General features: G+C 64.0%; 19 protein-coding genes. 9 read left to right on the plus strand and 10 right to left on the minus strand.

Going from position 1 to position 22,488, the window contains the following annotated elements:
- Positions 1 to 85: 85 nt before the first annotated feature.
- The 3 genes from hpnO (at position 86) to N551_RS39440 (ending at position 1,996) form a co-directional block, all read left to right on the plus strand.
- Positions 86 to 1,477: an aminobacteriohopanetriol synthase HpnO gene (gene hpnO, locus N551_RS0123760; protein WP_026233264.1), complete on the plus strand. Its 1,392-nt coding sequence runs from the start codon at positions 86 to 88 to the stop codon at positions 1,475 to 1,477.
- A gap of 115 nt (positions 1,478 to 1,592) precedes the next feature.
- Positions 1,593 to 1,847, plus strand: a complete 255-nt coding sequence (locus tag N551_RS39435; protein WP_245287875.1) for a GFA family protein — start codon at positions 1,593 to 1,595, stop codon at positions 1,845 to 1,847.
- Positions 1,823 to 1,996, plus strand: a complete 174-nt coding sequence (locus tag N551_RS39440; protein ID WP_346730827.1) for a hypothetical protein — start codon at positions 1,823 to 1,825, stop codon at positions 1,994 to 1,996. Before N551_RS39435 ends, N551_RS39440 begins: the two co-directional genes overlap by 25 nt.
- Before the next feature lie 15 nt (positions 1,997 to 2,011).
- Here N551_RS39440 and N551_RS0123770 read toward each other — a convergent pair whose 3' ends face one another.
- The 5 genes from N551_RS0123770 to N551_RS0123790 form a co-directional block, all read right to left on the minus strand.
- Positions 2,012 to 2,773, minus strand: a complete 762-nt coding sequence (locus N551_RS0123770; protein ID WP_027569017.1) for an anti-sigma factor — start codon at positions 2,771 to 2,773, stop codon at positions 2,012 to 2,014.
- A complete protein-coding gene (locus N551_RS0123775; RefSeq protein ID WP_027569018.1) occupies positions 2,770 to 3,318 on the minus strand; it encodes a sigma-70 family RNA polymerase sigma factor in 549 nt (182 codons plus the stop codon). The genes N551_RS0123770 and N551_RS0123775 overlap by 4 nt, the downstream gene beginning before the upstream one ends.
- A 157-nt stretch (positions 3,319 to 3,475) precedes the next feature.
- The gene (locus N551_RS0123780; protein ID WP_027569019.1) at positions 3,476 to 3,811 is read right to left on the minus strand and encodes a cupredoxin family copper-binding protein; all 336 of its coding nucleotides are present in this window, start codon (positions 3,809 to 3,811) and stop codon (positions 3,476 to 3,478) included.
- 23 nt (positions 3,812 to 3,834) lie between these two features.
- A complete protein-coding gene (locus N551_RS0123785) occupies positions 3,835 to 4,779 on the minus strand; it encodes a metallophosphoesterase (RefSeq protein WP_027569020.1) in 945 nt (314 codons plus the stop codon).
- A gap of 187 nt (positions 4,780 to 4,966) precedes the next feature.
- A complete protein-coding gene (locus N551_RS0123790) occupies positions 4,967 to 6,586 on the minus strand; it encodes a GMC family oxidoreductase (RefSeq protein WP_027569021.1) in 1,620 nt (539 codons plus the stop codon).
- Positions 6,587 to 6,784: 198 nt separating this feature from the next.
- On the opposite strand from N551_RS0123790, the gene N551_RS0123795 reads away from it, so the two are divergent.
- The gene (locus tag N551_RS0123795; protein ID WP_027569022.1) at positions 6,785 to 7,957 is read left to right on the plus strand and encodes a M20 aminoacylase family protein; all 1,173 of its coding nucleotides are present in this window, start codon (positions 6,785 to 6,787) and stop codon (positions 7,955 to 7,957) included.
- 78 nt (positions 7,958 to 8,035) lie between these two features.
- Here the strand turns inward: N551_RS0123795 and N551_RS0123800 are convergent, their stop codons facing one another.
- From N551_RS0123800 to N551_RS0123810, 3 genes are all read right to left on the minus strand, one after another.
- The gene (locus N551_RS0123800) at positions 8,036 to 9,664 is read right to left on the minus strand and encodes an inorganic phosphate transporter (RefSeq protein WP_027569023.1); all 1,629 of its coding nucleotides are present in this window, start codon (positions 9,662 to 9,664) and stop codon (positions 8,036 to 8,038) included.
- Between the two features lie 98 nt (positions 9,665 to 9,762).
- Complete coding sequence (locus N551_RS0123805; RefSeq protein WP_027569024.1) at positions 9,763 to 11,205, minus strand: UdgX family uracil-DNA binding protein; 1,443 nt, start codon at positions 11,203 to 11,205, stop codon at positions 9,763 to 9,765.
- Positions 11,205 to 12,440 (minus strand): putative DNA modification/repair radical SAM protein, encoded by a 1,236-nt coding sequence (locus N551_RS0123810; protein ID WP_027569025.1) that lies wholly within the window; start codon positions 12,438 to 12,440, stop codon positions 11,205 to 11,207. The genes N551_RS0123805 and N551_RS0123810 overlap by 1 nt, the downstream gene beginning before the upstream one ends.
- Before the next feature lie 163 nt (positions 12,441 to 12,603).
- Between N551_RS0123810 and N551_RS0123815 the strand changes: the two genes are divergently transcribed.
- From N551_RS0123815 to N551_RS0123825, 3 genes are read left to right on the plus strand one after another with little or no spacing between them, the layout of a single operon-like run.
- Positions 12,604 to 13,392, plus strand: coding sequence for an ImuA family protein (locus N551_RS0123815; protein WP_027569026.1), 789 nt, complete (start codon positions 12,604 to 12,606; stop codon positions 13,390 to 13,392).
- Positions 13,289 to 14,881, plus strand: coding sequence for a DNA polymerase Y family protein (locus tag N551_RS0123820; protein ID WP_035961813.1), 1,593 nt, complete (start codon positions 13,289 to 13,291; stop codon positions 14,879 to 14,881). Before N551_RS0123815 ends, N551_RS0123820 begins: the two co-directional genes overlap by 104 nt.
- A complete protein-coding gene (locus N551_RS0123825) occupies positions 14,878 to 18,246 on the plus strand; it encodes an error-prone DNA polymerase (protein WP_027569028.1) in 3,369 nt (1,122 codons plus the stop codon). Before N551_RS0123820 ends, N551_RS0123825 begins: the two co-directional genes overlap by 4 nt.
- A gap of 115 nt (positions 18,247 to 18,361) precedes the next feature.
- On the opposite strand, the gene N551_RS0123830 is transcribed toward N551_RS0123825, so the two are convergent.
- Both N551_RS0123830 and N551_RS0123835 read right to left on the minus strand, forming a co-directional pair.
- On the minus strand, positions 18,362 to 19,132 hold the full coding sequence (locus N551_RS0123830) for an SDR family NAD(P)-dependent oxidoreductase (RefSeq protein WP_027569029.1): 771 nt from the start codon (positions 19,130 to 19,132) through the stop codon (positions 18,362 to 18,364).
- Between the two features lie 174 nt (positions 19,133 to 19,306).
- A complete protein-coding gene (locus tag N551_RS0123835) occupies positions 19,307 to 19,594 on the minus strand; it encodes a hypothetical protein (protein WP_007593600.1) in 288 nt (95 codons plus the stop codon).
- A gap of 54 nt (positions 19,595 to 19,648) precedes the next feature.
- On the opposite strand from N551_RS0123835, the gene N551_RS0123840 reads away from it, so the two are divergent.
- Both N551_RS0123840 and N551_RS0123845 read left to right on the plus strand, forming a co-directional pair.
- The gene (locus N551_RS0123840; RefSeq protein ID WP_027569030.1) at positions 19,649 to 21,061 is read left to right on the plus strand and encodes a CoA transferase; all 1,413 of its coding nucleotides are present in this window, start codon (positions 19,649 to 19,651) and stop codon (positions 21,059 to 21,061) included.
- 145 nt (positions 21,062 to 21,206) lie between these two features.
- Complete coding sequence (locus N551_RS0123845; protein ID WP_027569031.1) at positions 21,207 to 22,451, plus strand: efflux RND transporter periplasmic adaptor subunit; 1,245 nt, start codon at positions 21,207 to 21,209, stop codon at positions 22,449 to 22,451.
- Positions 22,452 to 22,488: the final 37 nt, after the last annotated feature.

Below are 22,488 nucleotides of genomic sequence, written 5' to 3' on the forward strand. Positions count from 1 at the left end.
AAAAGGGCAAAAGGCCGCACAGATCGTTTTCAGCGACGTTCCGTTTTCAGTTGACGAGACGGCCCTCAACCGAAGTATGTAGCGGATGCACAGCCCAAATCCAGACATGTCTCAGCTGTTCGCGGACCGCCAGGCCCAGCGCAGCGCCCTACATAATCGGCATCTGAACGAGCAGTTCGTTCGGGTCCTGAAGACCATCGGCTACGATGTCGGCTTCCAGAAGGGGCAGGGACAGTACCTCTACGACCGCGACGGGGCGCGCTATCTCGACCTCTTGTCCGGTTTTGGCGTGTTTGCGATCGGGCGCAATCATCCGGTCATGCGCGAGGCGCTCAAGAGCGTGCTCGATGCCGACCTGCCCAACCTTGTCCAGTTCGACGTCTCGGTGCTTGCCGGCGTGCTTGCCGAGCGGCTTTTGAAGTACGTCCCCTATCTCGACAAGGCGTTCTTCGCCAATTCCGGCGCCGAATGCGTCGAAGCGGCGATCAAGTTCGCCCGCGGCGCCACCGGCCGTCCGGGCATCGTTTATTGTGCCCACGGCTATCACGGCCTGACCTATGGCGCGCTGTCGCTGACGGGTGATTCGAACTTTCGCACCGGCTTCGAGCCGCTGCTGCCGGGCTGCACCTCGATCCCGTTCAACGATCTCGCCGCGCTCGAAAAGGCGCTGGCCTCGCGCGAGGTAGCCGCCTTCGTCGTCGAGCCGATCCAGGGCAAGGGCGTCAACATGCCCACCGACGAGTTCCTGCCGGGTGCGGCTGCGCTCTGCAAGAAATACGGCACGCTGTTCGTCGCCGACGAGATCCAGACCGGCATGGGCCGCACCGGCCGCTTCCTCGCGGTCGAGCACTGGAACGTCGAGCCCGACATGGTGCTGCTGTCGAAGTCGCTGTCCGGCGGCCATGTGCCGGTCGGCGCGGTGCTGACGCGCAAGAGCATCTTCGACAAGATCTTCAACCAGATGGACCGTGCAGTCGTGCACGGCTCGACTTTCTCCAAGAACGACCTGGCGATGGCCGCGGGCATCGCCACGCTCGATATCATGGAGTCCGAGAAGCTGATCGAGTCCGCCGCCAAGCGCGGTGCCGAGCTGCGCCTCGCGCTCACGCGCATGGTGCCCGGCTACGAGCTGTTGAAGGAAGTCCGCGGCAAGGGCCTGATGATCGGCGTCGAGTTCGGTCCGCCGAAATCGCTGCGGCTGCGGGCGTCCTGGAACGTGCTGGAGGCGGCCAACAAGGGCCTGTTCTGCCAGCTCATCACCGTGCCGCTGTTCAAGGACCACAAGATCCTCACGCAGGTTGCCGGCCACGGCAGCCACACCATCAAGCTTCTGCCGCCGCTCACCATCACCGAGGAAGATTGCGGCTGGATCGAGCGCGCCTTCGACGACGTCATCGCCGGCAGCCACAAGGTCCCCGGCGCGATCTGGTCGCTCGGCAAGACGCTGGTGGACAACGCGGTGAGGCGATCGGCGTAAGGCCTGTGCTGCGGCCTGATGTCGCGACGTGCGACCTGCTGAAGCAGTCCGTCTCCCGAAATTCCAAATCGACGCTTATTTTCCGGCATTGACCTGACCGGGAGAGGAGTGAGCGATGCCTTTGACTGGCGGCTGTCATTGCGGCGCGATCCGCTACGAAGTCAACGGCGACATGATGGTGCACGCGCTCTGCCATTGCGCGGATTGCCGCCGCCACTCCGGGGCACCGATGGTCGGCTGGGCGATGTATTCGCTCAAAGCCGTCAAAGTCGTGCGCGTCAGCCGAAGATCTATCAATCATCCGAACATGGACGACGTCACTTCTGTGCCGATTGCGGCACTGGGCTGTTCTACAGCAACGAAAACCTGATGCCCGATATCATCGATATCCAGAGCGGGACCTATGATGACCCCGATGCCGTTCCGGCGACGATGCACATTCAGGTCGCCGAGCGGATTGGCTGGATGAAGCGGGCTCACGAACTGCCCGTCTTCGAACGATTTCCTCCGCTCGAATGACTGGATGCGCAGAGGCTAACCCTTCATCGCCGCCTCGAACTTGTCGACGAATTCGGCAAGCTCGTCGGGGGCGAGATCGCTGACGGCCCAGAAGTTCAGGCCGCGATTGCCCCAGCGCCGGCAGTTGAAGCCCTGCATGGTTTCGGTCTTGGGCGCGCGGTATTCCGCGTTCGATGTCTGCGACACGAACAAATTCACCACGTGCTGCCGGCGCTTGTAGACGACCGCACCGATGGCGCGGGCGTCGATATAATCGAGCCTGCCGCCGACCAGCGTAAAGCCTTGTGCGGTGAGGTCGATCACGGGCGGGGCGACGTCGAGCTTGCCGTTGAACCACGGCTTCACCGTGTGCTGGTCGGTCGAGACCACGTCGATGAGGTGGCCGGCCTGGAGCGAGCGCAGATGCGCGGAGACGACCTCCGACAGGATGCGCTGCTGGTCGTCCTGGCGCAGCACCAATGCAACGACGCCGGAGGCGGCGAGCGCGGAGACTGCCGAGCCCATCGCAAAGCCGCGCAGCACGGAGCGGCGGCTCGGCTGTTGGCGCTGCGGCTGCGGCTGCGGCAGCGAAGCCTCGATACGCGCACGCAGGCTCGCCGGTGCGGTGTAGCGCAAATCGGCGTCCGCGAGCACGCGCTGCATGTCGCGTTGGGCCGAAAGCTCCGCAGCGCAGGCCGGGCAGCTCGCGATATGGGCTTCGACCTCGCGCGCATGGCCGGCATCGAGCTCGTTGTCGAGCAGCGCGTGAAGCAGGATTCTTGCTTCGTCGCAGGTCATCTTGCTTGCTCCTCATCCGCCGTCCAGGCCGCGCGCAGCATGGCGCGGGCGCGGGCGAGGCGGGACATCACGGTGCCGACGGGCGCGCCGACGGCCTCGGCGACTTCGCGATAGGACAGGTTGTTGATCTCGCGCAGCACGAATGTTTCCTTGAACGGCTCGGCGAGCGCGTCGATCAGCTTGCGGATCGCGCCCGCATCGCGGCTGCGCAGCACTTCGGTTTCGGGGCTAGCCTCGGTCTCCTGCCAGATCGGCGTCTGCTCGGCAGCGCCGGGCGTATCGTCGATCGCGCTGTGCCTGTGCGCGCGCCGTGCATATTCGGCATTGCAGACGTTACGCAGGATCGCGAACAGCCAGGGCTTCATCGCCGGTCCGCGATAGCTGTCGAAATGCTTCAGCGCGCGCAGATAGCACTCCTGCACCGCGTCCTCGGCATCGGAGGCATCACGCAAGAGATAGCGCGCGAGGGTGTAGACGTCGTCGAGATAGGGCAGCGCCGCCTCGCGGAAGCGTTGCGCCTTCTGCAAATCGTCGTTGGCGGGCATCGCTCCTCGCTTTGCCTCTTGTTCTGATCGTTGCTTCGTCTCGTCGTTGCTCGTTTCGTCCCTGTTCGTTTCGTCCCTGTGTGTGACCGAAGGCACACGAGCCCGGCCGGCGTGGGACCACCGGCCGGGCAAGACGTTGATGCCTTGGTTCGAGACGTTACTCAACCTTGATCATCCCCGTCATGTGCGGGTGCAGAGAACAAAAATATTTGTAGTCGCCCGCATTGGTGAAGGTGAACGAGAACTTGTCGTCGGTGTCCAGGGTCTTGGATCTGAACTTCCCGGCCGACACAACGGTATGGGGGATGTCGTCCCGGTTGGTCCAGGTCACGGTGGTGCCGACCTTGATCTTGAGCTCGGCCGGCTGGAAGACGAAATTGTCGATATGCACCTCCATGTCGTCGGCACGGGCGGTTGTGGCGGGTACCAGCATGGCCGCGGCCCAAGCGAGACCGAAGGCGACACCGAAGTCGCGGCGATTGAGAGTCTTCATTGTCAGCTTCCGTTCGCCCTGCATCAACCCTGGAGCGGCGTGTCGATGATCGCGAGCCGCTGCTCATTCTGCTTGAAGTTGATGCTGGCAACGCCGAGCATCGCGCGGAGCTTTGCGTCCTCGACCTTCATCGGTCCGGGCGAGGGGGCAGCTCCCGGCGCCGGCTGCGGAAAGGCGGTGGAGCGTGCGGTGTGGAAGGTGACGTTGCCTTCGACCTTCTGCATCACCTGGTGAATGTGGCCGTTCAGCACGGTGACTGAACCAAAGCCCTTCACCTGTTCCAGCGCGCGGGCGCCGTCCTCGGTGCCCCAGCCCCATTCGGGGTAGACGGTCCAGAGCGGGATGTGGGCGAACAGCACGATCGGCGTCGATTTCGACTTGCCGCGCAGATCGTCCTCGAGCCAGGCGAGCTGCTCGGCACCGAGATTGCCGAGGCCTCCGGCCTTGAGGTCGACGACATTGACGAGGCCGATGAAGTGCACGCCGCCGGCGTCGAACGAATACCAGCCTGCGCCCTTGGTACCGCGGCCGTAGCGCTCGCGATAGAACTTCACGTCCTCGTCGAGGAAGTCATGCTCGCCGGGCACGTAATGCACGTCGAGCTTGCTCTGCGAGATGATGCGATCGGCATTGTCGAACTCGGCGGCCTTGGAGAGATGCGTAATGTCGCCAGTGTGGATCATGAAGGACGGCTTGACCGGCATCGCGTTGATCTTGTTGATGGCTTCCTCCAGCGTGCCGAGCGCGTTGGGATTGGCCGGCTTGTCGAAGCCGACATGGCTATCGCTGATCTGGAGGAAGGTCATTCCGGGCGCGGCCGCGGTCGCAGCTTGCGCGGAATCGATGATGCCGAGCGAGCGCGGGACGCCACCGGTGATGGTCCAGAGCACCCCGGTGCCGGCCCAGGTCATGCATTCCAACACCTTGCGGCGGCTTAAGCCGTCCTCGCCGTGATCGTGTCCGCTCATCGCGCAGCTCCACTTCGCCCGGAATTGGGCTTCGGGGAGGTGATTGGGGGAGCGGGGGTGTTATTCCCGGACGCGATGACGTTTTCGTGAGGTGGTTGGACGCGTAGCCCGTATGGAGCGTTGCGGAATACGGGACCAATCGAGCGTCCTCTCCCGGATTTCGCTACGCCCGATCAAGGCTACGCATTCACTTCGCATCCTGCAAAATCATCGCCGCGCCCTTCTCGGCGATCATCGCGGTCGGCGTGTTGGTATTGCCTGACGTGATGGTCGGCATGATCGAGGCATCGACAATGCGAAGGCCGCCGAGACCGTAGAAGCGCAGGCGTTCGTCGACCACCGCCATCGGATCGCTCACCGCGCCCATCTTCGCCGTGCCGACGGGGTGGAAGATGGTGGTGCCGATGTCGCCGGCGGCCTTCGCGAGCGAGGCATCGTCGTCGCCGACGGCAGGGCCGGGCAGATATTCGTTCGGGCGGTATTTTGCCAGCGCCTTCTGCTGCATCAGGCGGCGGGTGGTGCGGATGGCATCGGCGCCGACCTGACGGTCGTCATCCGTTGAAAGGTAATTCGGCGCGATGATCGGCTTCTCGTCCGGCGTCGCCGAACGCAGACGTACGGTGCCGCGCGAGGTCGGCTGGAGATTGCAGGCGCTCACCGTGATCGCGGGGAAGCGGTGCAGGGGATCGCCGAACTTGTCGAGCGACAGCGGTTGCACGTGAAACTGGATGTTGGCGCGTGCGCGCGTCGCATCGGAACGGGTGAAGATGCCGAGCTGCGACGGCGCCATGGTCAGCGGCCCGCGGCGGCGGAAGGCGTAGTCGAGGCCCATCAGGCCGCGTCGAACCAGATTGTAATAGGTCTCGTTCAGGGTGCGCACGCCCTCGACCTTGTAGATCGCGCGCTGCTGGAGATGGTCCTGCAGATTGCGGCCGACGCCGGGCTTATCCATCACGATGTCGATGCCGAGCGGTGACAGCCAGTCGGCAGGTCCGATGCCGGAGCGATGCAGCACCTGCACCGAGCCGATCGCGCCTGCCGAGAGGACCACCTCGCGTTTCGCACGCGTCTCGAAGATCTCGCCATTCTGGATGAAGCGCACGCCGACGGCGCGGCCCTGTTCGATGATCAGACGGTCGACCAGCACATGCTTTTCGAGCCGCAGGTTCGGGCGGTTCAATACCGGCTTGAGGAAGCCGCGCGCCGACGACCAGCGCCGGCCGCGCTTCTGATTGACGTGGAAATAGCTGGTGCCTTCGTTGTCGCCGGTATTGAAATCCGGGATGCGCTTGATGCCCATCTCCTCGGCCGCGTCGCCCACGGCATCAAGCACGTCCCAGGACAGCCGCGGCGCCTCGATGCGCCAGCCGCCGCCGGCGCCGTGATGCTCACTCGCGCCGAGGAAGTGATCCTCGAGCCGTTTGAACAGCGGCAGCACGTCGTCATAACCCCAGCCGGTCATGCCGAGCTGGCGCCAGTGATCGTAATCGGCGGCCTGTCCACGCATCGAGATCATGGCATTGATCGCCGAAGAGCCGCCGATCACCTTGCCACGGGGATAGGCGAGCGAGCGGCCGTTCAGCCCGGGCTCGGCCTCGGTCTTGAACATCCAGTCCGAGCGCGGATTGCCGATAGCGAAGAGATAGCCGACGGGAATGTGGAACCAGATCCAGTTGTCGTCGCCGCCGGCTTCGAGGACGAGGACGCGATTGCTGGAATCGGCAGACAGCCGGTTGGCAAGGATGCAGCCCGCCGTGCCGGCACCAACGACTATGTAGTCAAACTCACCTTCGAGCCGCCTTGGCATTCTGCTTCCACCCAACAGGCGTCGCCCGGGCTTGTCCGGGGCATCCACGCGCTTTCCGTTCTAATAGTCAGACGTGGATGGCCGGGACAAGCCCGGCCATGATGAGAGGACAGAGCTACCCGGAGCCCCCGCCAGTTGGGTGGACTGGTGCTTGCATGGTAGACAGGCCTGCATTTTCAACAAAGTTTGAGACCCTCCATGCCCATCGTGAACCGCGTCGCCGACCTTCAACCCGATATTCAGGCCTGGCGCCGGGACATCCACCAGCATCCGGAGCTGCTCTATGACGTCCACCGCACCGCAGCATTCGTCGCGGACCGCCTGCGCGAGTTCGGCTGCGATGAGGTCGTGACGGGCATCGGCCAGACCGGCGTGGTCGGCGTGATCAAGGGCAGCAAGCCGGCCGGCGAGGGCCTCAAGGCCATCGGCCTGCGTGCCGACATGGATGCGCTGCCGGTCGAGGAACAGACCAACCTGCCTTACGCTTCGAAGACCCCGGGCAAGATGCACGCCTGCGGCCATGACGGCCACACTGCGATGCTGCTCGGTGCTGCGCGTTATCTCGCCGAGACCCGCAACTTCGCCGGCGATGCGGTGGTGATCTTCCAGCCGGCCGAGGAGGGTGGCGCCGGCGGCTTGGCGATGGTCAAGGACGGAATGATGGAGCGCTTCGGCATCGAGCAGGTCTACGGCATGCACAACGGCCCGGGCATTCCGGTGGGCTCGTTCGCGATCCGGCCGGGTCCGATCATGGCGGCGACCGACGAGGTCGATATCATGATCGAAGGCCTGGGCGGCCATGCCGCGCGGCCGCACAAATGTGTCGATTCCGTTCTGGTCGGCGCACAGGTGATCACGGCGCTGCAGTCGATCGTCGCGCGCAGCGTCGATCCGCTGGAATCGGCCGTGATCTCGATTTGCGAGTTCCACGCGGGCAATGCCCGCAACGTGATTCCACAAACCGCGACACTGAGGGGCACCATCCGCACGCTGTCGCCGGAGGTGCGCAAGCTGGTCGAGAAGCGCGTGCACGAGGTCGTGGCGGGTGTGGCGCAGATCACCGGCGCCAAGATCGACCTGCGCTACCAGCGGAATTATCCCGTGGTGAACAACCACGCCGCGGAGACCGAGATTGCGCGTCGCATCGCGGGGCAAGTTGCGGGCGAGGCCAACGTGCTCGAGATGTCGCCGCTGATGGGCGGCGAGGATTTCGCCTATATGCTGGAGGCGCGCCCCGGCGCGTTCATCTTCTGCGGCAACGGCGACAGCGCCGGTCTGCATCACCCCGCCTACAATTTCGACGACGAGGCGATCGTCTACGGCACGTCGTACTGGGTCAAGCTGGTCGAGCAATCGCTCGCGGCGTCGTAAGGTCAAGCCGAAAGCACAAACGAAAAGGGCCCGCGCATCGCACGGGCCCTTTGTCTTCGAGTGACGCGATGATCGGCTTCAGAAGATCCGCGAGAAGATCACGTACAGCGTGCCCGACAACAGGATAGCGACGGGCAAGGTCAGCACCCAGGCCATCACCATGTTCCTGATGGTGGCGACCTGGAGACCCGAACCGTTCGCGGCCATGGTGCCGGCGACGCCGGACGACAGCACGTGGGTGGTCGAGACCGGCAGGCCGAACACGTCGGCGGCGCCGATCGTGGCGGCGGCGACGAGCTCGGCGGAGGCACCCTGCGCGTAGGTGAGATGGGTCTTGCCGATCTTCTCGCCGACGGTGACGACGATGCGCTTCCAGCCGATCATGGTGCCGAGGCCGAGCGCGATCGCGACGGCCACTTTCACCCAGGTCGGGATGAACTTGGTCGCGCTGTCGAGGCCGCCCTTGTAGGCGTTCAAGGTCGCGACCTCTTCCTTGCTAAGGTCATTTTCCTTGTCCTTCATCAGGAAGCGGATCGCTTCCGAGGTCAGGTACATGTCGTTGCGGGTGTTGCCGACGACTTCCGCCGGCACCTTGTTCAGCGAACCGTATTTCGCGACCTGCTCGCCGACATCCTTCACCAGCACTGACAGAGAAGGATAGGTGCCTTCGCTGATGTGATGCGAGGTGACGTACTGCGTCACCGCAGGACGGGGATCGCCGATGATCGCATGGCCGGCGCCCTTGGCCGCAACCACCTTGGAGGCGGCATCCGAGACCTTCGCGAACTGGGCGACCTGCGACTCCGGCAATGCGCGGTTGAGCGCGTAGGCCGTGGGCACGGTGCCGATCAGGATCAGCATGATCAGGCCCATGCCCTTCTGGCCGTCGTTCGAACCGTGGGCGAAGCTGACACCGGTGCAGGTCAGGATCAGCAGGCCGCGAATCCAGATCGGCGGGGCTTTGTGACCCTCAGGAGCGGCATAGAGCGCTGGGTTCTTGACGATCAGCTTGAGCAACAGCAGCAGGCCGGCGGCGCAGACGAAGCCAACCAGCGGCGACAGCAACAGCGCATAGCCGATCTCGGTGGCCTTGCCCCAGTCCACGCCCGAAGTGCCGTCGCGGCCGCGCATCAGCGCGTTCGCGACGCCGACGCCAATGATCGAGCCGATCAGCGTATGCGAGGAGGAGGCCGGCAGGCCGAAATACCAGGTGCCGAGGTTCCAAAGGATCGCGGCGATCAGCAGCGCGAACACCATCGCGAAACCGGCGCTGGAGCCGACCTGCAGGATCAGCTCGACCGGCAGCAGCGAAACGATGCCGAAGGCGACCGCGCCGGAGGACATGAGCACGCCGAGGAAGTTGAAGAAGCCCGACCACATCACCGCGACTTCGGCCGGCAGCGAATGGGTGTAGATCACGGTCGCAACCGCATTGGCGGTGTCGTGGAAGCCGTTGACGAATTCGAAACCGAGCGCGATCAGGAGGGCGACGATAAGAAGGATATAGGGCAGGTAGCTCGTGACCCGCGTGCCGGTCGCATCGACATCCGAATAGATGCTGTAGGCCACATAGAGCAGGCCCGCGGCGAGAATGCCGAAGAACAGGATCAGTGTCAGCGGATTGAAGCCCTTGTCGAGATTTGGCCGCGAAGCCGGCTGGATCGGCGCGGGATCGGCTACCGCGCGGTCGAATGCAACATCGGTCATGTCTGGACGCCCCTTAACTTTCTGTAAGGGCTATTGTCCCCGATGGATTTGAAGGCTGGATGACAGACGGCGCATGAAAGGGGTTTTCCCGCCCGTATTCAGGCGGCGCGCGCGGCTTTCTTCTGCAAACCGGCGACGATCTTCAAATCTTCGACAAAGCGCTGATATTCCAGCACCTTGGCTTCCGGATCGGGCAACCGCAGCAGATAGGACGGGTGCACCGTCACCAGCGCCTTGTGACCGTCGGGAAGGTCGATCAGCCGGCCGCGGGTCTTGCCTACAGGGGTGATCTTGCCGAAAACGCTCTGCGCGGCGGTCGCGCCCATCGCAACGATGAGATCGGGCTGGATGACGGAGACTTCCCGCTCGTACCACTGCCGGCAGGCTTTTATCTCCGGCGTATTCGGCTTCTGATGCAGGCGGATCTTGCCGCGCGGCACGAATTTGAAGTGTTTCACCGCGTTGGTGACATAGACCTTCTTGCGGTCGACGCCGGCCTCCTGCAGTGCCCTGTCGAGCATCTGGCCGGCCGGACCGACGAAGGGATGGCCGGCGAGGTCTTCCTTGTCGCCGGGCTGCTCGCCGACCAGCATGATATTGGCGGACTTCGGGCCTTCGCCGAATACGGTCTGGGTCGCGTCCTTGTAGAGATGGCACGACCGGCAGTGGGCGGCCTCCTCGCGGAGCGCTTCGAGATCGTCGGCAGCGGTCTTACGTTTCATCGGAGCCTCCGGCCGCTTTTGAGGCTTGTGCGGATCGGTTGCGGCATTGGCGATCATGGCGCCGGTCATGCGCTCGGCGTCCTCAATCAAGGGCTTAATGATCGAAGCCTCGGGCAGGTTCCTCCAATATTTCTTCGGCATCTCGGCCTGCATCGCCTTCACTTTCAGGCGGGCCGGATTGAAGATGCTGGCATAGTAGCGCCGCCAGGTTTCCTCCAGCCGGTCTTCGCTCGGCGCCTCGCTCTTGCTGACGCCTGATGTGAACGAGAGCGCGTGGCCATCCCAATGTGCGCACAAATCCGGCGTCAGGATCGACCAGGGCATGTCGGCAAAGCGCCGGGCGAAGAACGGCGCGGTGAGCTCGACGATATGATGCTCCGGCTCGAACCAGGCGACATAGTGTGCTTCGCGTTCCCTGCCGATCTCGCGGAAGCGCACGAAGGCGTGCATCTTGTGCTCGTCGCGATAGACCGCCTTTGCCATGGCCGTGACTTGCGCGACATCGGGATCGGTCGCGACCTCGATGAGATCGTGGTTGTCCTTCAGCCGAAACAGCAGGCGATAGAGGATCGCGAAACGCTCGGGATCGCGATGGAGGATCGCGGCCTTGGCGAGCTCGACGAATTTTGCAGGCACGTTGAAGGTGCCGTCGCCAGCCGCCGGCAGCGGAGACGACGACGGCGTCGCGAACAGCTCCGCTTCGCCGCCCTGCACGGCCCATATGACATCGGCCGGTTTCATTTGGTGAAGCACGAGGCTACGCGCGGCTTTGCGCCAGCCGTCGAAATCGGTTTCGTTCTCGAGGGTGATATATTGCATCAGAAGCCAAATCCCAGTTGTGTGGCCTTCGGCTTGAACCGTTCGATCAGCCGTGCCTCGTCGAGGCGGTGCGGCGCGGGACGGTGGTCGCTGAGGACGATGAACGGCAGCGCCTTGTTGCGGGGCACATGCAGCCGCGCGAGGTCGGCGACGCGGATGGTGGTCGTGCGGCGCGCCGCGATGATGCGCTCGACCGCCTTGGTGCCGAAGCCCGGCACGCGCAACAACTCCTCGCGGCTGGCGCGGTTGACGTCGAGCGGGAAGCGGTCGCGGTGGCGTAATGCCCAGGCGAGTTTTGGATCGATGTCGAGCGGCAGCATCGCACTGTCGTCGACGATCTCGCCGACGTCAAAACCGTAGAACCGCATCAGCCAGTCGGCCTGGTAGAGTCGGTGCTCGCGCAGCAAGGGCGGCGCGCGCAGAGGCAGCGCGCGGCTGGCATCGGGGATCGGGCTGAACGCGGAATAATAGACGCGCCTCAGCCTGTATGAACCGTAGAGATTGGCGCTGGTGTGGAGGATGGTGTGGTCGGAGGCCGCGTCGGCGCCGACGATCATCTGCGTGCTTTGGCCGGCCGGCGCGAAGCGCTGCGGCTTGGCTTTCGTGTTCGCGTTGCGGCTTTCCTCGGCCTCGTCCAGCTTCAGCCGCAGCCGGCCCATGGTGCGGCGGATCGCGCGCACGTCCTTCTCGGGCGCGAATTGCTGCAGGCTCGTCTCCTGCGGCATCTCGATGTTGATGGAGAGACGGTCGGCATATTTGCCGGCCTCGGAGATCAATGCATCGTCGGTCTCCGGGATCGTCTTGAGATGGATGTAGCCGCGGAAGTGATGCTCCTCGCGCAGTTTGCGCGCGACACTCACCACCTGCTCCATGGTGTAGTCGGGGTTGCGGATGATGCCGGAGGAGAGAAACAGTCCTTCGATGTAATTGCGCCGGTAGAAGTCGAGCGTCAGCTTGACGACTTCGTCGATGGTGAAGCGGGCACGCGGCACGTTGGAGGAGGCGCGGTTGACGCAATAGAGGCAGTCGTAATTGCAGGCGTTGGTCAGCAGCACCTTGAGCAGCGAGATGCAGCGGCCGTCCGGCGCGTAGGAATGGCAAATGCCCATGCCGGGCGCGGTCGATCCCATGCCCTTGCCGTCGCTGGAATCCCGCCTCTCGGTGCCGCTGGAGGCGCAGGACGCGTCGTACTTGGCGGCGTCCGCCAGGATTTCCAGCTTGCGTTGCACGTCCATATTGGAATCCCTTTGATTCAGCTCATGAATCCCGAAGAGTGCCAATTCGATTGACTCTCCAGGCGCCGTTAGCTTTATATTAGAACATACCATGAACAAATGAGCCAGCCGTTGGTTCTCTTTTTGAGAGCCACGGCAATCACCCCTTCAAGGAGCGGCGACCATGAGCGGCGCACGCATCAGCGCGCTTGCAGCCTTGCGCGGCCAGATCGAGCGCATCGAGACGGCGGAGGTCGTGCATCATCGCGACCGTGTCGCGCTCGGCCATCGCGAGGCCGACAACGCGCTAAAGGGCGGGCTCGCGCGCGCGGCAATCCACGAGGTATTTTGCGAGGGACGTCAGGGCGCGGCCGCGACGGGCTTTGTCACCGGACTTGCGGGGCGCGTGACGGCGCGCAAGCCGCTGCTGTGGGTGCGGCAGGATTTTTCAGAAATTGAAACCGGTGCGCTGTCGATGAGCGGGCTCACCGAGATCGGTCTCGATCCGCGCCGCATGGTGATGGTGCGCGCCGCCGATGTGGAGAGTGCGTTGCGCACGTCGGCCGATGCGCTCGCCTGCGACGCGCTGGGTGCCGTCGTGCTCGAGCTCTGGGGCGAGACGAGGCAGTTCGATCTGGTGGCGAGCCGCAAGCTGACGCTGGCTGCGCAATCTTCCGGTGTCACCGGCCTGTTGCTGCGGATGGCCGCGCAACCTTTACCCTCAACCGCCGAGACCAGATGGATGCTGCGCGCGGCGCATTCGCCGCCGGGCGCGATGTGGAGTGCTTGGGGGGCGCCGCGCTTCGATGCCGAGCTCCTGCGCAATCGTCATGGCCCGTGCGGCCGGTGGATCATGGAATGGAAATGTGATGAGTGCCAGTTCTCTGAATCGTCGGCGTATCCTCAGCCTGTGGCTGCCGCGCCTGCCCATCGATCGGATCCAGCGGTTCTTCGGCAACGTCGGACTGCATGAAAATAATGCGCCCAGCATCGTCGTTGCCAAGGACAGCAACGCGCTGGTGATCCATGCGCTGGACGAGGCGGCCGAGCGCCTCGGTCTGCATATCGGCCAGCCTCTGGCCAATGCCCGGGCGATGTGTCCTGATTTAAAGGTGTTCGACGCCGATGCCGTGGCCGATGCCAAGACGATCGGCGACATCGCCGACTGGTGCGATCGTTTCACGCCGTTGGTGGCACTCGATCCGCCGCACGGGCTGTTCCTCGACATCACCGGCTGCGCGCATCTGTTCGGCGGCGAGGCTGCGCTGTTGCAAACCCTTGTCCGTGCCCTCGATCGCCAGGGCTTTGCCGTCAGCGCGGCGATCGCCGGCACCTCGGTCTGCGCGCGCACGCTGACGCGGCAGGCATCTGGTAGTATCGTCGCCGATGGCGGGGAGGCGGCGGCAATCAGCCGGTTTCCGGTGTCCGCGCTTGGTGCGGGTGAGGCCATCATCATCGGCCTGCGCCGCGCCGGCCTGAAGACGGTCGGCGATGTCGCCGCGCGTACGCCGAGTGAAATCACGGCGCGGTTCGGCGCACGGTTCTCCACGCTGCTCGCGCATGCGCTGGGGCAGGGCGATGCGCCGATCAGCCCGCGAAAGCCGCTGCCCGACTACATCGTGGAGAAACGCTTTGCCGAGCCGATCGCGACCGACACCATGATCGCGATGACGCTGTCGCGCCTGGCGGACACGCTGATTGCGTCGATGGAGAAGCAGGGCAAGGGCGCGCGCCGCCTGGAAGCAGCCTTCTTCCGCACCGACGGCGCGGTGCGCGCGATTATGGTCGAGACCGGACGTCCCGTGACGCAAAGCAAAGTCATCGACCGGCTGTTCCGCGAGCGTCTCGATGCACTCGCCGATCCCCTCGATCCCGGCTTCGGCTTCGACATGGTGCGGCTGTCGGCAAGCCGCACCGAGATCGTGGTGCAGGAGCAGCGCGATCTCGACGCCCATGTCCACGACAATGACGAGCTTGCCGCGCTGATCGACCGCATCGCCGCGCGCATCGGCGGAAAGCGCGTCGTCGTGCATCTGCCTGAGGATACCCATATCCCCGAATGTGCGGTGCTGGCCGCGCCGGCGCAGCATCATCTCGCCGTGGCCATGCAGGCCGAATGGCCCGCGCGCACCGAGACTGAGCCGCCGCTGCGTCCGTTGCGGCTGTTCGACAAGCCTGAGCCGATCAATGTGCCGTTTGCGACCGTGCCCGACGGGCCGCCGCATCAATTCACCTGGCGCCGCGCGCAGCATGCGGTGGTGCGGGTGGAAGGCCCCGAGCGCATCGCCATGGAATGGTGGCGGCAGGACGGCAAGCAACTGACGCGGGATTATTTCCGCATCGAGGATGCCGAAGGCTTGCGCTTCTGGATCTTTCGCGACGGTCTTTACGAGGGGGAGTGCTTCGACGGCGACGGCAAGCCCGCTCCTCCCGGCTGGTATGTGCACGGTCTCTTCGCATGAACACGCCTGCTTATGCCGAGATCGGCATCACCACGAATTTCTCCTTCCTGCGCGGCGGCTCGGATCCGCGTGCCTATGTGCACCAGGCCAGCATCCTCGGCATTCCCGTGATCGGCATTGCCGATCACAACACGCTCGCCGGCGTGGTGCGCGCCTACAAGGAGCTCGACAATGACGAGGTGCTGCACAAGCCGAAGCTTTTGATTGGCACCCGCATCGTCTTCATCGACGGCACGCCCGATATCCTGGTCTATCCGCGTGATCGCGCCGCCTATGGCCGGCTGTGCCAGCTTCTCACCCGGGGCAAGCGCGGCGACGGTATCACGCGGATTGCGAAGGGCGAGTGCCATCTCACCTTCGCCGATCTCCTTGCGTTTTCCGAAGGCCAGCTCCTGATCCTGACGCTGCCGCATCGCTTCGATGCGGCGCAGACGCAGGACATCCTCGCCAAGCTGAAGGCAAGTCGTGCCGAGGGCGTGTGGCTGGCGGCGAGCCTGGTCTATCGTGGCGACGACCGCCGCCGCCTCGCGCAGCTCGATGATCTCGCCGCAAAAGCAAAAGTGCCGCTGCTTGCGACCAACGAGGTGCTCTATCACCACCCCGCGCGCCGTCCCCTCCAGGACGTGCTGACCTGCATCCGGGAGAAAACCACGATCGAGGCGGTCGGCCGGAAGCTGGAAGCCAATGCCGAGCGATTTCTGAAGACGCCCAGGGAGATGGCGCGGCTGTTCCGCGATTTCCCCGAAGCTATCGCGGAGACCATGTGCTTTGCGGACAAGATCACCTTCTCGCTCGACCAGCTCAAATACCAGTATCCGGATGAGCCGGTGCCACCGGGGAAGACCGCGCAAGGGCATCTGGAGGATCTGACCTGGGCCGGTGTCGGCAAATATTTCGGCGGCAAGATCGACGACAAGCTGCGCGCCACCCTGAAGAAAGAACTCGCGCTGATCGCCGATCTGAAATACGCGCATTACTTCCTCACCGTGCACGACATCGTGCATTACGCCCGCAGCCAGAACATTTTGTGCCAGGGGCGGGGATCGGCGGCGAATTCGGCGGTCTGCTACGTGCTCGGCATCACCTCGGTCGACCCGACCAAGGTCGATCTGCTGTTCGAGCGCTTCATCTCCAAGGAGCGGCTGGAGCCGCCCGACATCGACGTCGATTTCGAGCATTCGCGGCGCGAGGAGGTGATGCAATATGTCTATCGCCGTTACGGCCGCCATCGCGCTGCGATCATCGCCACCGTCATCCATTATCGCCCGCGCAGCGCCATCCGCGACGTCGGCAAGGCGCTGGGCCTGACCGAGGACGTCACCGCCGCCCTCGCCGACACCGTCTGGGGAAGCTGGGGCAAGGGCCTCAACGACATGCAGGTCAGGCAGGCCGGCCTCGATCCGCAAAATTCAATGATCAACCTCGCAGTCGAGCTCGCGACCGAGCTGATCGAATTCCCCCGTCATCTGTCCCAGCATGTCGGCGGCTATGTGCTCACGCAGGACCGGCTCGACACCTATGTGCCGATCGGCAATGCCGCGATGGACGATCGCACCTTCATCGAATGGGACAAGGACGATGTCGACGCGCTCAGCATGATGAAGGTCGACGTGCTCGCGCTGGGCATGCTGACCTGCATCCGCAAGTGCTTTGATCTGATCGAGCAGCACAAGGGCGAACGCTGGATGCTGGCGAGCGTCCCGCAGGATGATTCCAAAGTCTACGACATGCTGTGCGACGGGGAGTCGCTCGGCGTATTCCAGGTTGAGAGCCGCGCGCAGATGAACATGCTGCCCCGGCTGAAGCCACGGACCTTCTACGATCTCGTCATCGAGGTCGCGATCGTACGGCCGGGGCCGATCCAGGGTGACATGGTGCATCCGTATTTGCGGCGGCGGAACGGCTTGGAAAAAGTGAACTATCCATCGCCGTCACCGGAGCATGGCGACAAGGACGAACTTTACAGAGTGCTGCACAAGACCCTCGGCGTGCCCCTGTTCCAGGAGCAGGCGATGCGGATCGCGATCGAGGCCGCGAAGTTCACGGCCGAGGAGGCCAACGGCCTGCGCCGTGCGATGGCAACGTTCCGCAATGTCGGCACCATCGGCAAGTTCGAAGACAAGATGATCGGCAACATGATCGCACGCGGTTATGCGCCGGATTTTGCCAGAAACTGTTTCGAACAGATCAAGGGTTTTGGCAGCTACGGTTTTCCGGAGAGCCATGCTGCAAGCTTCGCGCAGCTTGTCTATATCTCCTCATGGCTGAAGCATTATCACCCTGATGCATTCTGCTGCGGCCTCCTGAACTCGCAGCCGATGGGCTTTTACGCCCCGGCGCAGATCGTCAGCGACGCTCGCAAGAACGGCGTCGAGGTGCGCGATATCGATGTGTCCTACAGCTTTGCGCAGAACACGCTGGAAGAAAGAAGTGACAAATATTGCGCCGTGCGCCTGGGCTTCCGCCAGATCGACGGTTTTCATTGGCTCGATGAGGATGAGGAAAGGCTGAAAAGAGGCGCGCCTCGGAATGAGTGTGTGGAGAGAGCGCCCGACTGGGCCGACCGCATCGTCGCCGCGCGCAACCGCCGGCCCTTCACCTCGCTGGAAGATTTCGCCCGCGACACCGGTCTGCCTAAGCGCGCGCTGATCTTGCTCGCCGATGCCGACGCGTTCCGCTCGCTCGGGCTCGACCGCCGCGAGGCGCTGTGGCAGGTGCGGCGCCTGCCCGGCGATGTGCCGCTGCCGCTGTTCGAGGTGGCCACCGCACGCGAGCAGCCGGACGAGCACGCCAGGCCGTTGCCGGTGATGCCGCGGGCCGAACAGGTGGTCGCGGACTATCAGACCATTCGATTATCGCTGAAGGGGCATCCGATGGAATTTTTGCGCGAGATGTTTTCGCGCGAGCGCATCGTCGCCTGCAAGGACATCAACCATGACAACGAGCGGCGCCGTGTCCGCTGTGCCGGCGTCGTGCTGGTACGGCAGCGGCCGGGCAGCGCCAGCGGCGTCGTGTTCATGACACTGGAGGACGAAACCGGCATCGCCAATGTCGTGGTGTGGCCGAAGATCATGGAGCAGTACCGGAAGGAGGTGATGGGCGCACGCCTCATCCTGGTCGAAGGCTATATCCAGAGCAGCCCCGAAAAGGTGACGCATCTGATCGCCCAGCAGATGATCGACCGTTCGCACGATCTGGTCGGCCTCGCCAACGACGCCCTCGGCCGCAAGCATCCGGTGCCGGCAGGCGCCACCGTGGTCGAACCGCTCAACGACGATCCCCGCGCCCACACCGATGCGCCCGCGCAAAAACTTCGCCATCCCCGCAATGTCCGCATCCTGCCGCCGTCGCGGGATTTCCATTGAGGAATGTAGAGCACTCTGCTGCCACACCGTCATTGCGAGCGCAGCGAAGCAATCCAGACTGTTACCGCGGAGAGATACTGGATTGCTTCGCTGCGCTCGCAATGACGAGCATATTCTAAAAATTCACCCGGTTCGAGATCGCGCCGTCCACCACCAGATTGGAGCCCGTGGTGAACCCCGACACCGGGCTCGCCAGAAACACCGCTGCGCTCGCGATCTCCTGCGGCGTCGCCATGCGGCCGGTGGGGTTGCGCTTCATCGCATCATTGTAGCGCTCGGGCATGTTCTGCTCGATCGTATTCCAGACGCCGCCCTTGAAATAGACCGTGCCTGGCGAGACCACGTTGACGCGGATCTTCTTCTTCGCGTACTGCCGTGCCAGCCCCTTGGACATGTGGATCAACGCAGCCTTTATCGGGCCGTAGGAGCTCGCCGTATCCGCTTGCGCCGCGGAGATCGATGAGATGATCACGAAGGCGGCGTCGCCGCTGCTTACACCGCTGGCCTCGAGGAACGGCCGCGCGGCGTCGAACGCATGCACGGCGCCGAGCAGGTCGAGCCGAAAATTCTGCTCCCACGAAGCGGCATCATGGCCTTGTGCCATCGCGCCCGCGTTGGAGAACAGCATGTCGATGCCGCCAAGCTCCTTTGCAGCATTCTCGATCCAGGATTTCAGTGCCGCGCCGTCGGTGACGTCGACCGGGCCGCCGGTCGCGCGGATCCCGCTGGCCTTCAACTCCGTAACGGTGGCGGCAACCTGGTCCGCGTTGCGTGCACACACCGCGACATTGCTGCCTTCGCCGGCCAGCGTCGCCGCAATCGCCCGCCCGATGCCGCGCGTCCCGCCAAGTACGACGGTGTTCTTGCCCTTGAGACCGAGATCCATTGTTTGGTTTCCTTTTTGTTGGTCGCAGCGAGTGTAGCTGTTTCGAGAGACGCCCAAAAGCCTCCACATCGTCATTGCGAGGAGCTCTTGCGACGAAGCAATCCAGACTGCCACCGCGGAAAGACTCTGGATTGCTTCGCTTTGCTCGCAATGAGCGTGTGGAAACAGCGGCCCTCACTCCGGTGCCGCCCCCACCGGCGGGCCGCCGGGCGGGCGGTGCAGGAATGTCAGTGAGACGTAGGCGCCGGCCCAGGAGCCGATCGCCGCGAAAGCCACATAGAAAGCGTTTTCGGTGTAGCTGATCACCGCATAGGAGGAGAGCATGTACCAGACCGCGCTCCAGTTCGCCGCGGGCACGCGCTTGCGCGCGATCACGGCCGAGGTGAACATGACATAGACCGCGTCGGTAGCCGCCGTTGCGATGAACACGGCGCCTGCGGTGAGGGGATCGATGGCGGCCATTGCATGTCCTTGTGTGCTAATGCGATGGTCGCAAACTAAAGGGAGAGAAGGGTCATGCAAAGCCCCACAGAAATTCTCAGTGGCATCTGGACCTCCGCCGGCGGTGACGCCGCCGCGCTCGCGCACGTGCGGCTGACGGGCGAGGAGCCGCAGATCCCGTCCTCGTTTCGCGTCGCAATTGCCGGCCAGACGACGATCGCGGCGGCCGGCCTTGCCGCTGCCGAAATCTGGAGATTGCGCAGCGGCGAGGCGCAGGACGTTAGCGTCGAGCTGCGCCATGCCGTCGCCGAATGCCGCTCCGAGCGCTACTTGCGCGTCGACGACAAGCCGCCGCCGCCCGCCTGGGACGCCATCGCCGGCGTCTACAGAACCGGCGACAACCGCTTCGTCCGCTGTCACACCAATTTTCCGCATCATCGCGACGCCGTCTGCAAGGTGCTCGGCTGCGAACCCGAGCGCGAGAAGGTGCAGGCCGCATTGATGCAATGGAAGGGCGAGGATTTCGAGACTGCGGCTTACGCTGCGGGCGGCGTCGTTGCCCTGATGCGCTCCTACGACGAATGGTCGGCGCTGCCGCAGGCCCGCGCGCTCGCCGAATTGCCGCTGGTCTCGATCGAGAAGATCGGCGAGGCCCCGCCGAAGCCATGGCCGCAACGATTGCCAAAAGGCGATCGCCCGCTCTCGGGCCTGCGCGTGCTCGATCTCTCCCGCGTCATCGCGGGGCCCGTCGCCGGCCGCACGCTCGCCGCGCACGGCGCGGATGTGCTGCTCGTGTCAGGCCCCGCGCTGCCGGCCATTCCGTGGCTGACCATCGACACCGGCCGCGGCAAGCTCACCACCTTCATCGAGTTGAAGAGCGAGGCGGGCAGAGCGCAGATGCGCGCGCTGTTGAAGGACGCCGACATCTTCTCACAAGGCTATCGCCCGCGCTCGCTCGCCGCTCTCGGCTTTACGCCGGAGGACGCGGCAAAAATCAATCCCGGCATCGTCTACGTGACGCTGTCGGCCTATGGCCATGCCGGTCCCTGGGCGGGGCGGCGCGGCTTCGATTCGCTCGTGCAGACCACGACCGGCTTCAACCATGCCGAGGGACAGGCTGCCGGCATCGATGGACCGAAGGAATTGCCGGCGCAGATGCTCGACCACGCCACCGGCTATCTGATGGCGTTCGGCGCGATGATGGCCAAGGCCCGCCAGGCCCGCGAAGGCGGTAGCTGGCACGTGCGCGTATCGCTGGCGCAGACCGGGCGCTGGCTGTGGAATCTCGGACGGCTCGAAAATGGCCTGAATACCCCGGATATTACGGGCGAGGCCGTACACGCTGCATTCATCGAGAGCATGCCATCTGGCTTCGGCACGTTGAAGGCGGTGCGCCATTCAGCGCTGCTGTCGAAGACGCCGGCGCAATGGAGCCGTCCGGCGATGCCGCTCGGCAGTCATCCGGCAGAGTGGCCGGTGACAAACTGACGTGAAGCTGACGTGTCGCAAATTTTTAACGCAAACCGAAAGGCGCCCGGCGTTTTTTAGGTTGTTTGAAATCACAATTCGGCACTATTAGCGCGACCGATGACGCCGGCATCCGCTGGTATCATCGCAGACATGACCGGGCCCCATGGTAGTTGAAAATACCAAGCGATTGCAGGTGCTTACAAAACAACGGGTAATTACATCCGTAGTTTTACTAGCTCTTGCCGGTGCCGGGGCTTACGGCTTCCTCCATGCGGGAGCGAAGGAGAAGAACCACTCCGAGATCTCCAGCCAGTCGCGCAGGAATGCGCAGAACTTCACGCCGACGCCGTCGGAATGGGCGACGCTGACGATCGAGCCGGTCAAGGCCAAGACCTTCCGCGCCGAGTATGTCACCGAGGGCAAGGTCGCTGTCGACGAGGACCGTTCGACGCCAGTGTTCTCGCCCTATGCGGGCCGGGTGACCAAGCTGCTTGCCAAGCCCGGCGAGGTACTGAAGCAAGGTCAACCGCTGTTCACGATCGAGGCCGCCGACACCGTGCAGGCCCAGAACGATTTCATTGCGGCGATGAGCTCGCAGAACAAGGCGAAGTCGGCGATCGATCTTGCCGACATCCAGTTCAAGCGCGCCAAGGACCTCTACGAAGGCCATGCCATCCCCCTGAAGGACTATCAGCAGGCGGAAGCCACCCAGGTTCAGGCGCAGAACGACATGCGCTCCTCGACGACGGCGCTGGAAGCCGCGCGCAACAAGCTGCGTATTCTCGGCTTCACCGACGAGACCATCAAGGTGTTCCAGGACAAGGGCGTCATCAATCCGGAAGTCACGATCTATTCGCCGATCGCGGGCACGGTCGTGCAGCGTAAGATCGGCCCCGGCCAGTACGTCAATTCGGGCGCCAGCGATCCGGTCTTCGTCGTCGGCGACCTCTCCACGGTCTGGCTCACCGCCTTCGTGCGCGAGAGCGATGCGGCTGCCGTGTGCATCGGGCAGGACATCAGCGTCAACGTGATGGCGCTCCCGGGCCGCCCCTTGACCGCCAAGGTCAACTACGTCGCCGCCGCGATCGATCCGAACACCCGCCGCCTGCTGGTCCGCGCCACCATCGACAACAAGGACGGTCTGCTGAAGCCGGAGATGTTCGCCAACGTCACGATCTATTCGTCCGGCGACCGCGCCGCGCCGGCGGTACCGAAGCAGGCCTTGATCTACGAAGCCGACAAGGTCCGCCTCTGGGTGGCACGCGAGGACAAGTCGGTCGAGCTGCGCGAGATCAAGATCGGTCTCATCAATGGCAATCTCGTCGAGGTCACCAGCAATCTGAAGCCCGGCGAGCAGGTGGTCACCAAAGGCAGCCTGTTCATCGACCGCGCGGCGTCCGGCAGCTGATCGACGGGCCGGGAAAAAAAGACAAGCTGAAGACCTG

The sequence above is a fragment of the Bradyrhizobium sp. URHA0013 genome (genome assembly GCF_000518345.1).
Taxonomy (GTDB): Bacteria; Pseudomonadota; Alphaproteobacteria; order Rhizobiales; family Xanthobacteraceae; genus Bradyrhizobium.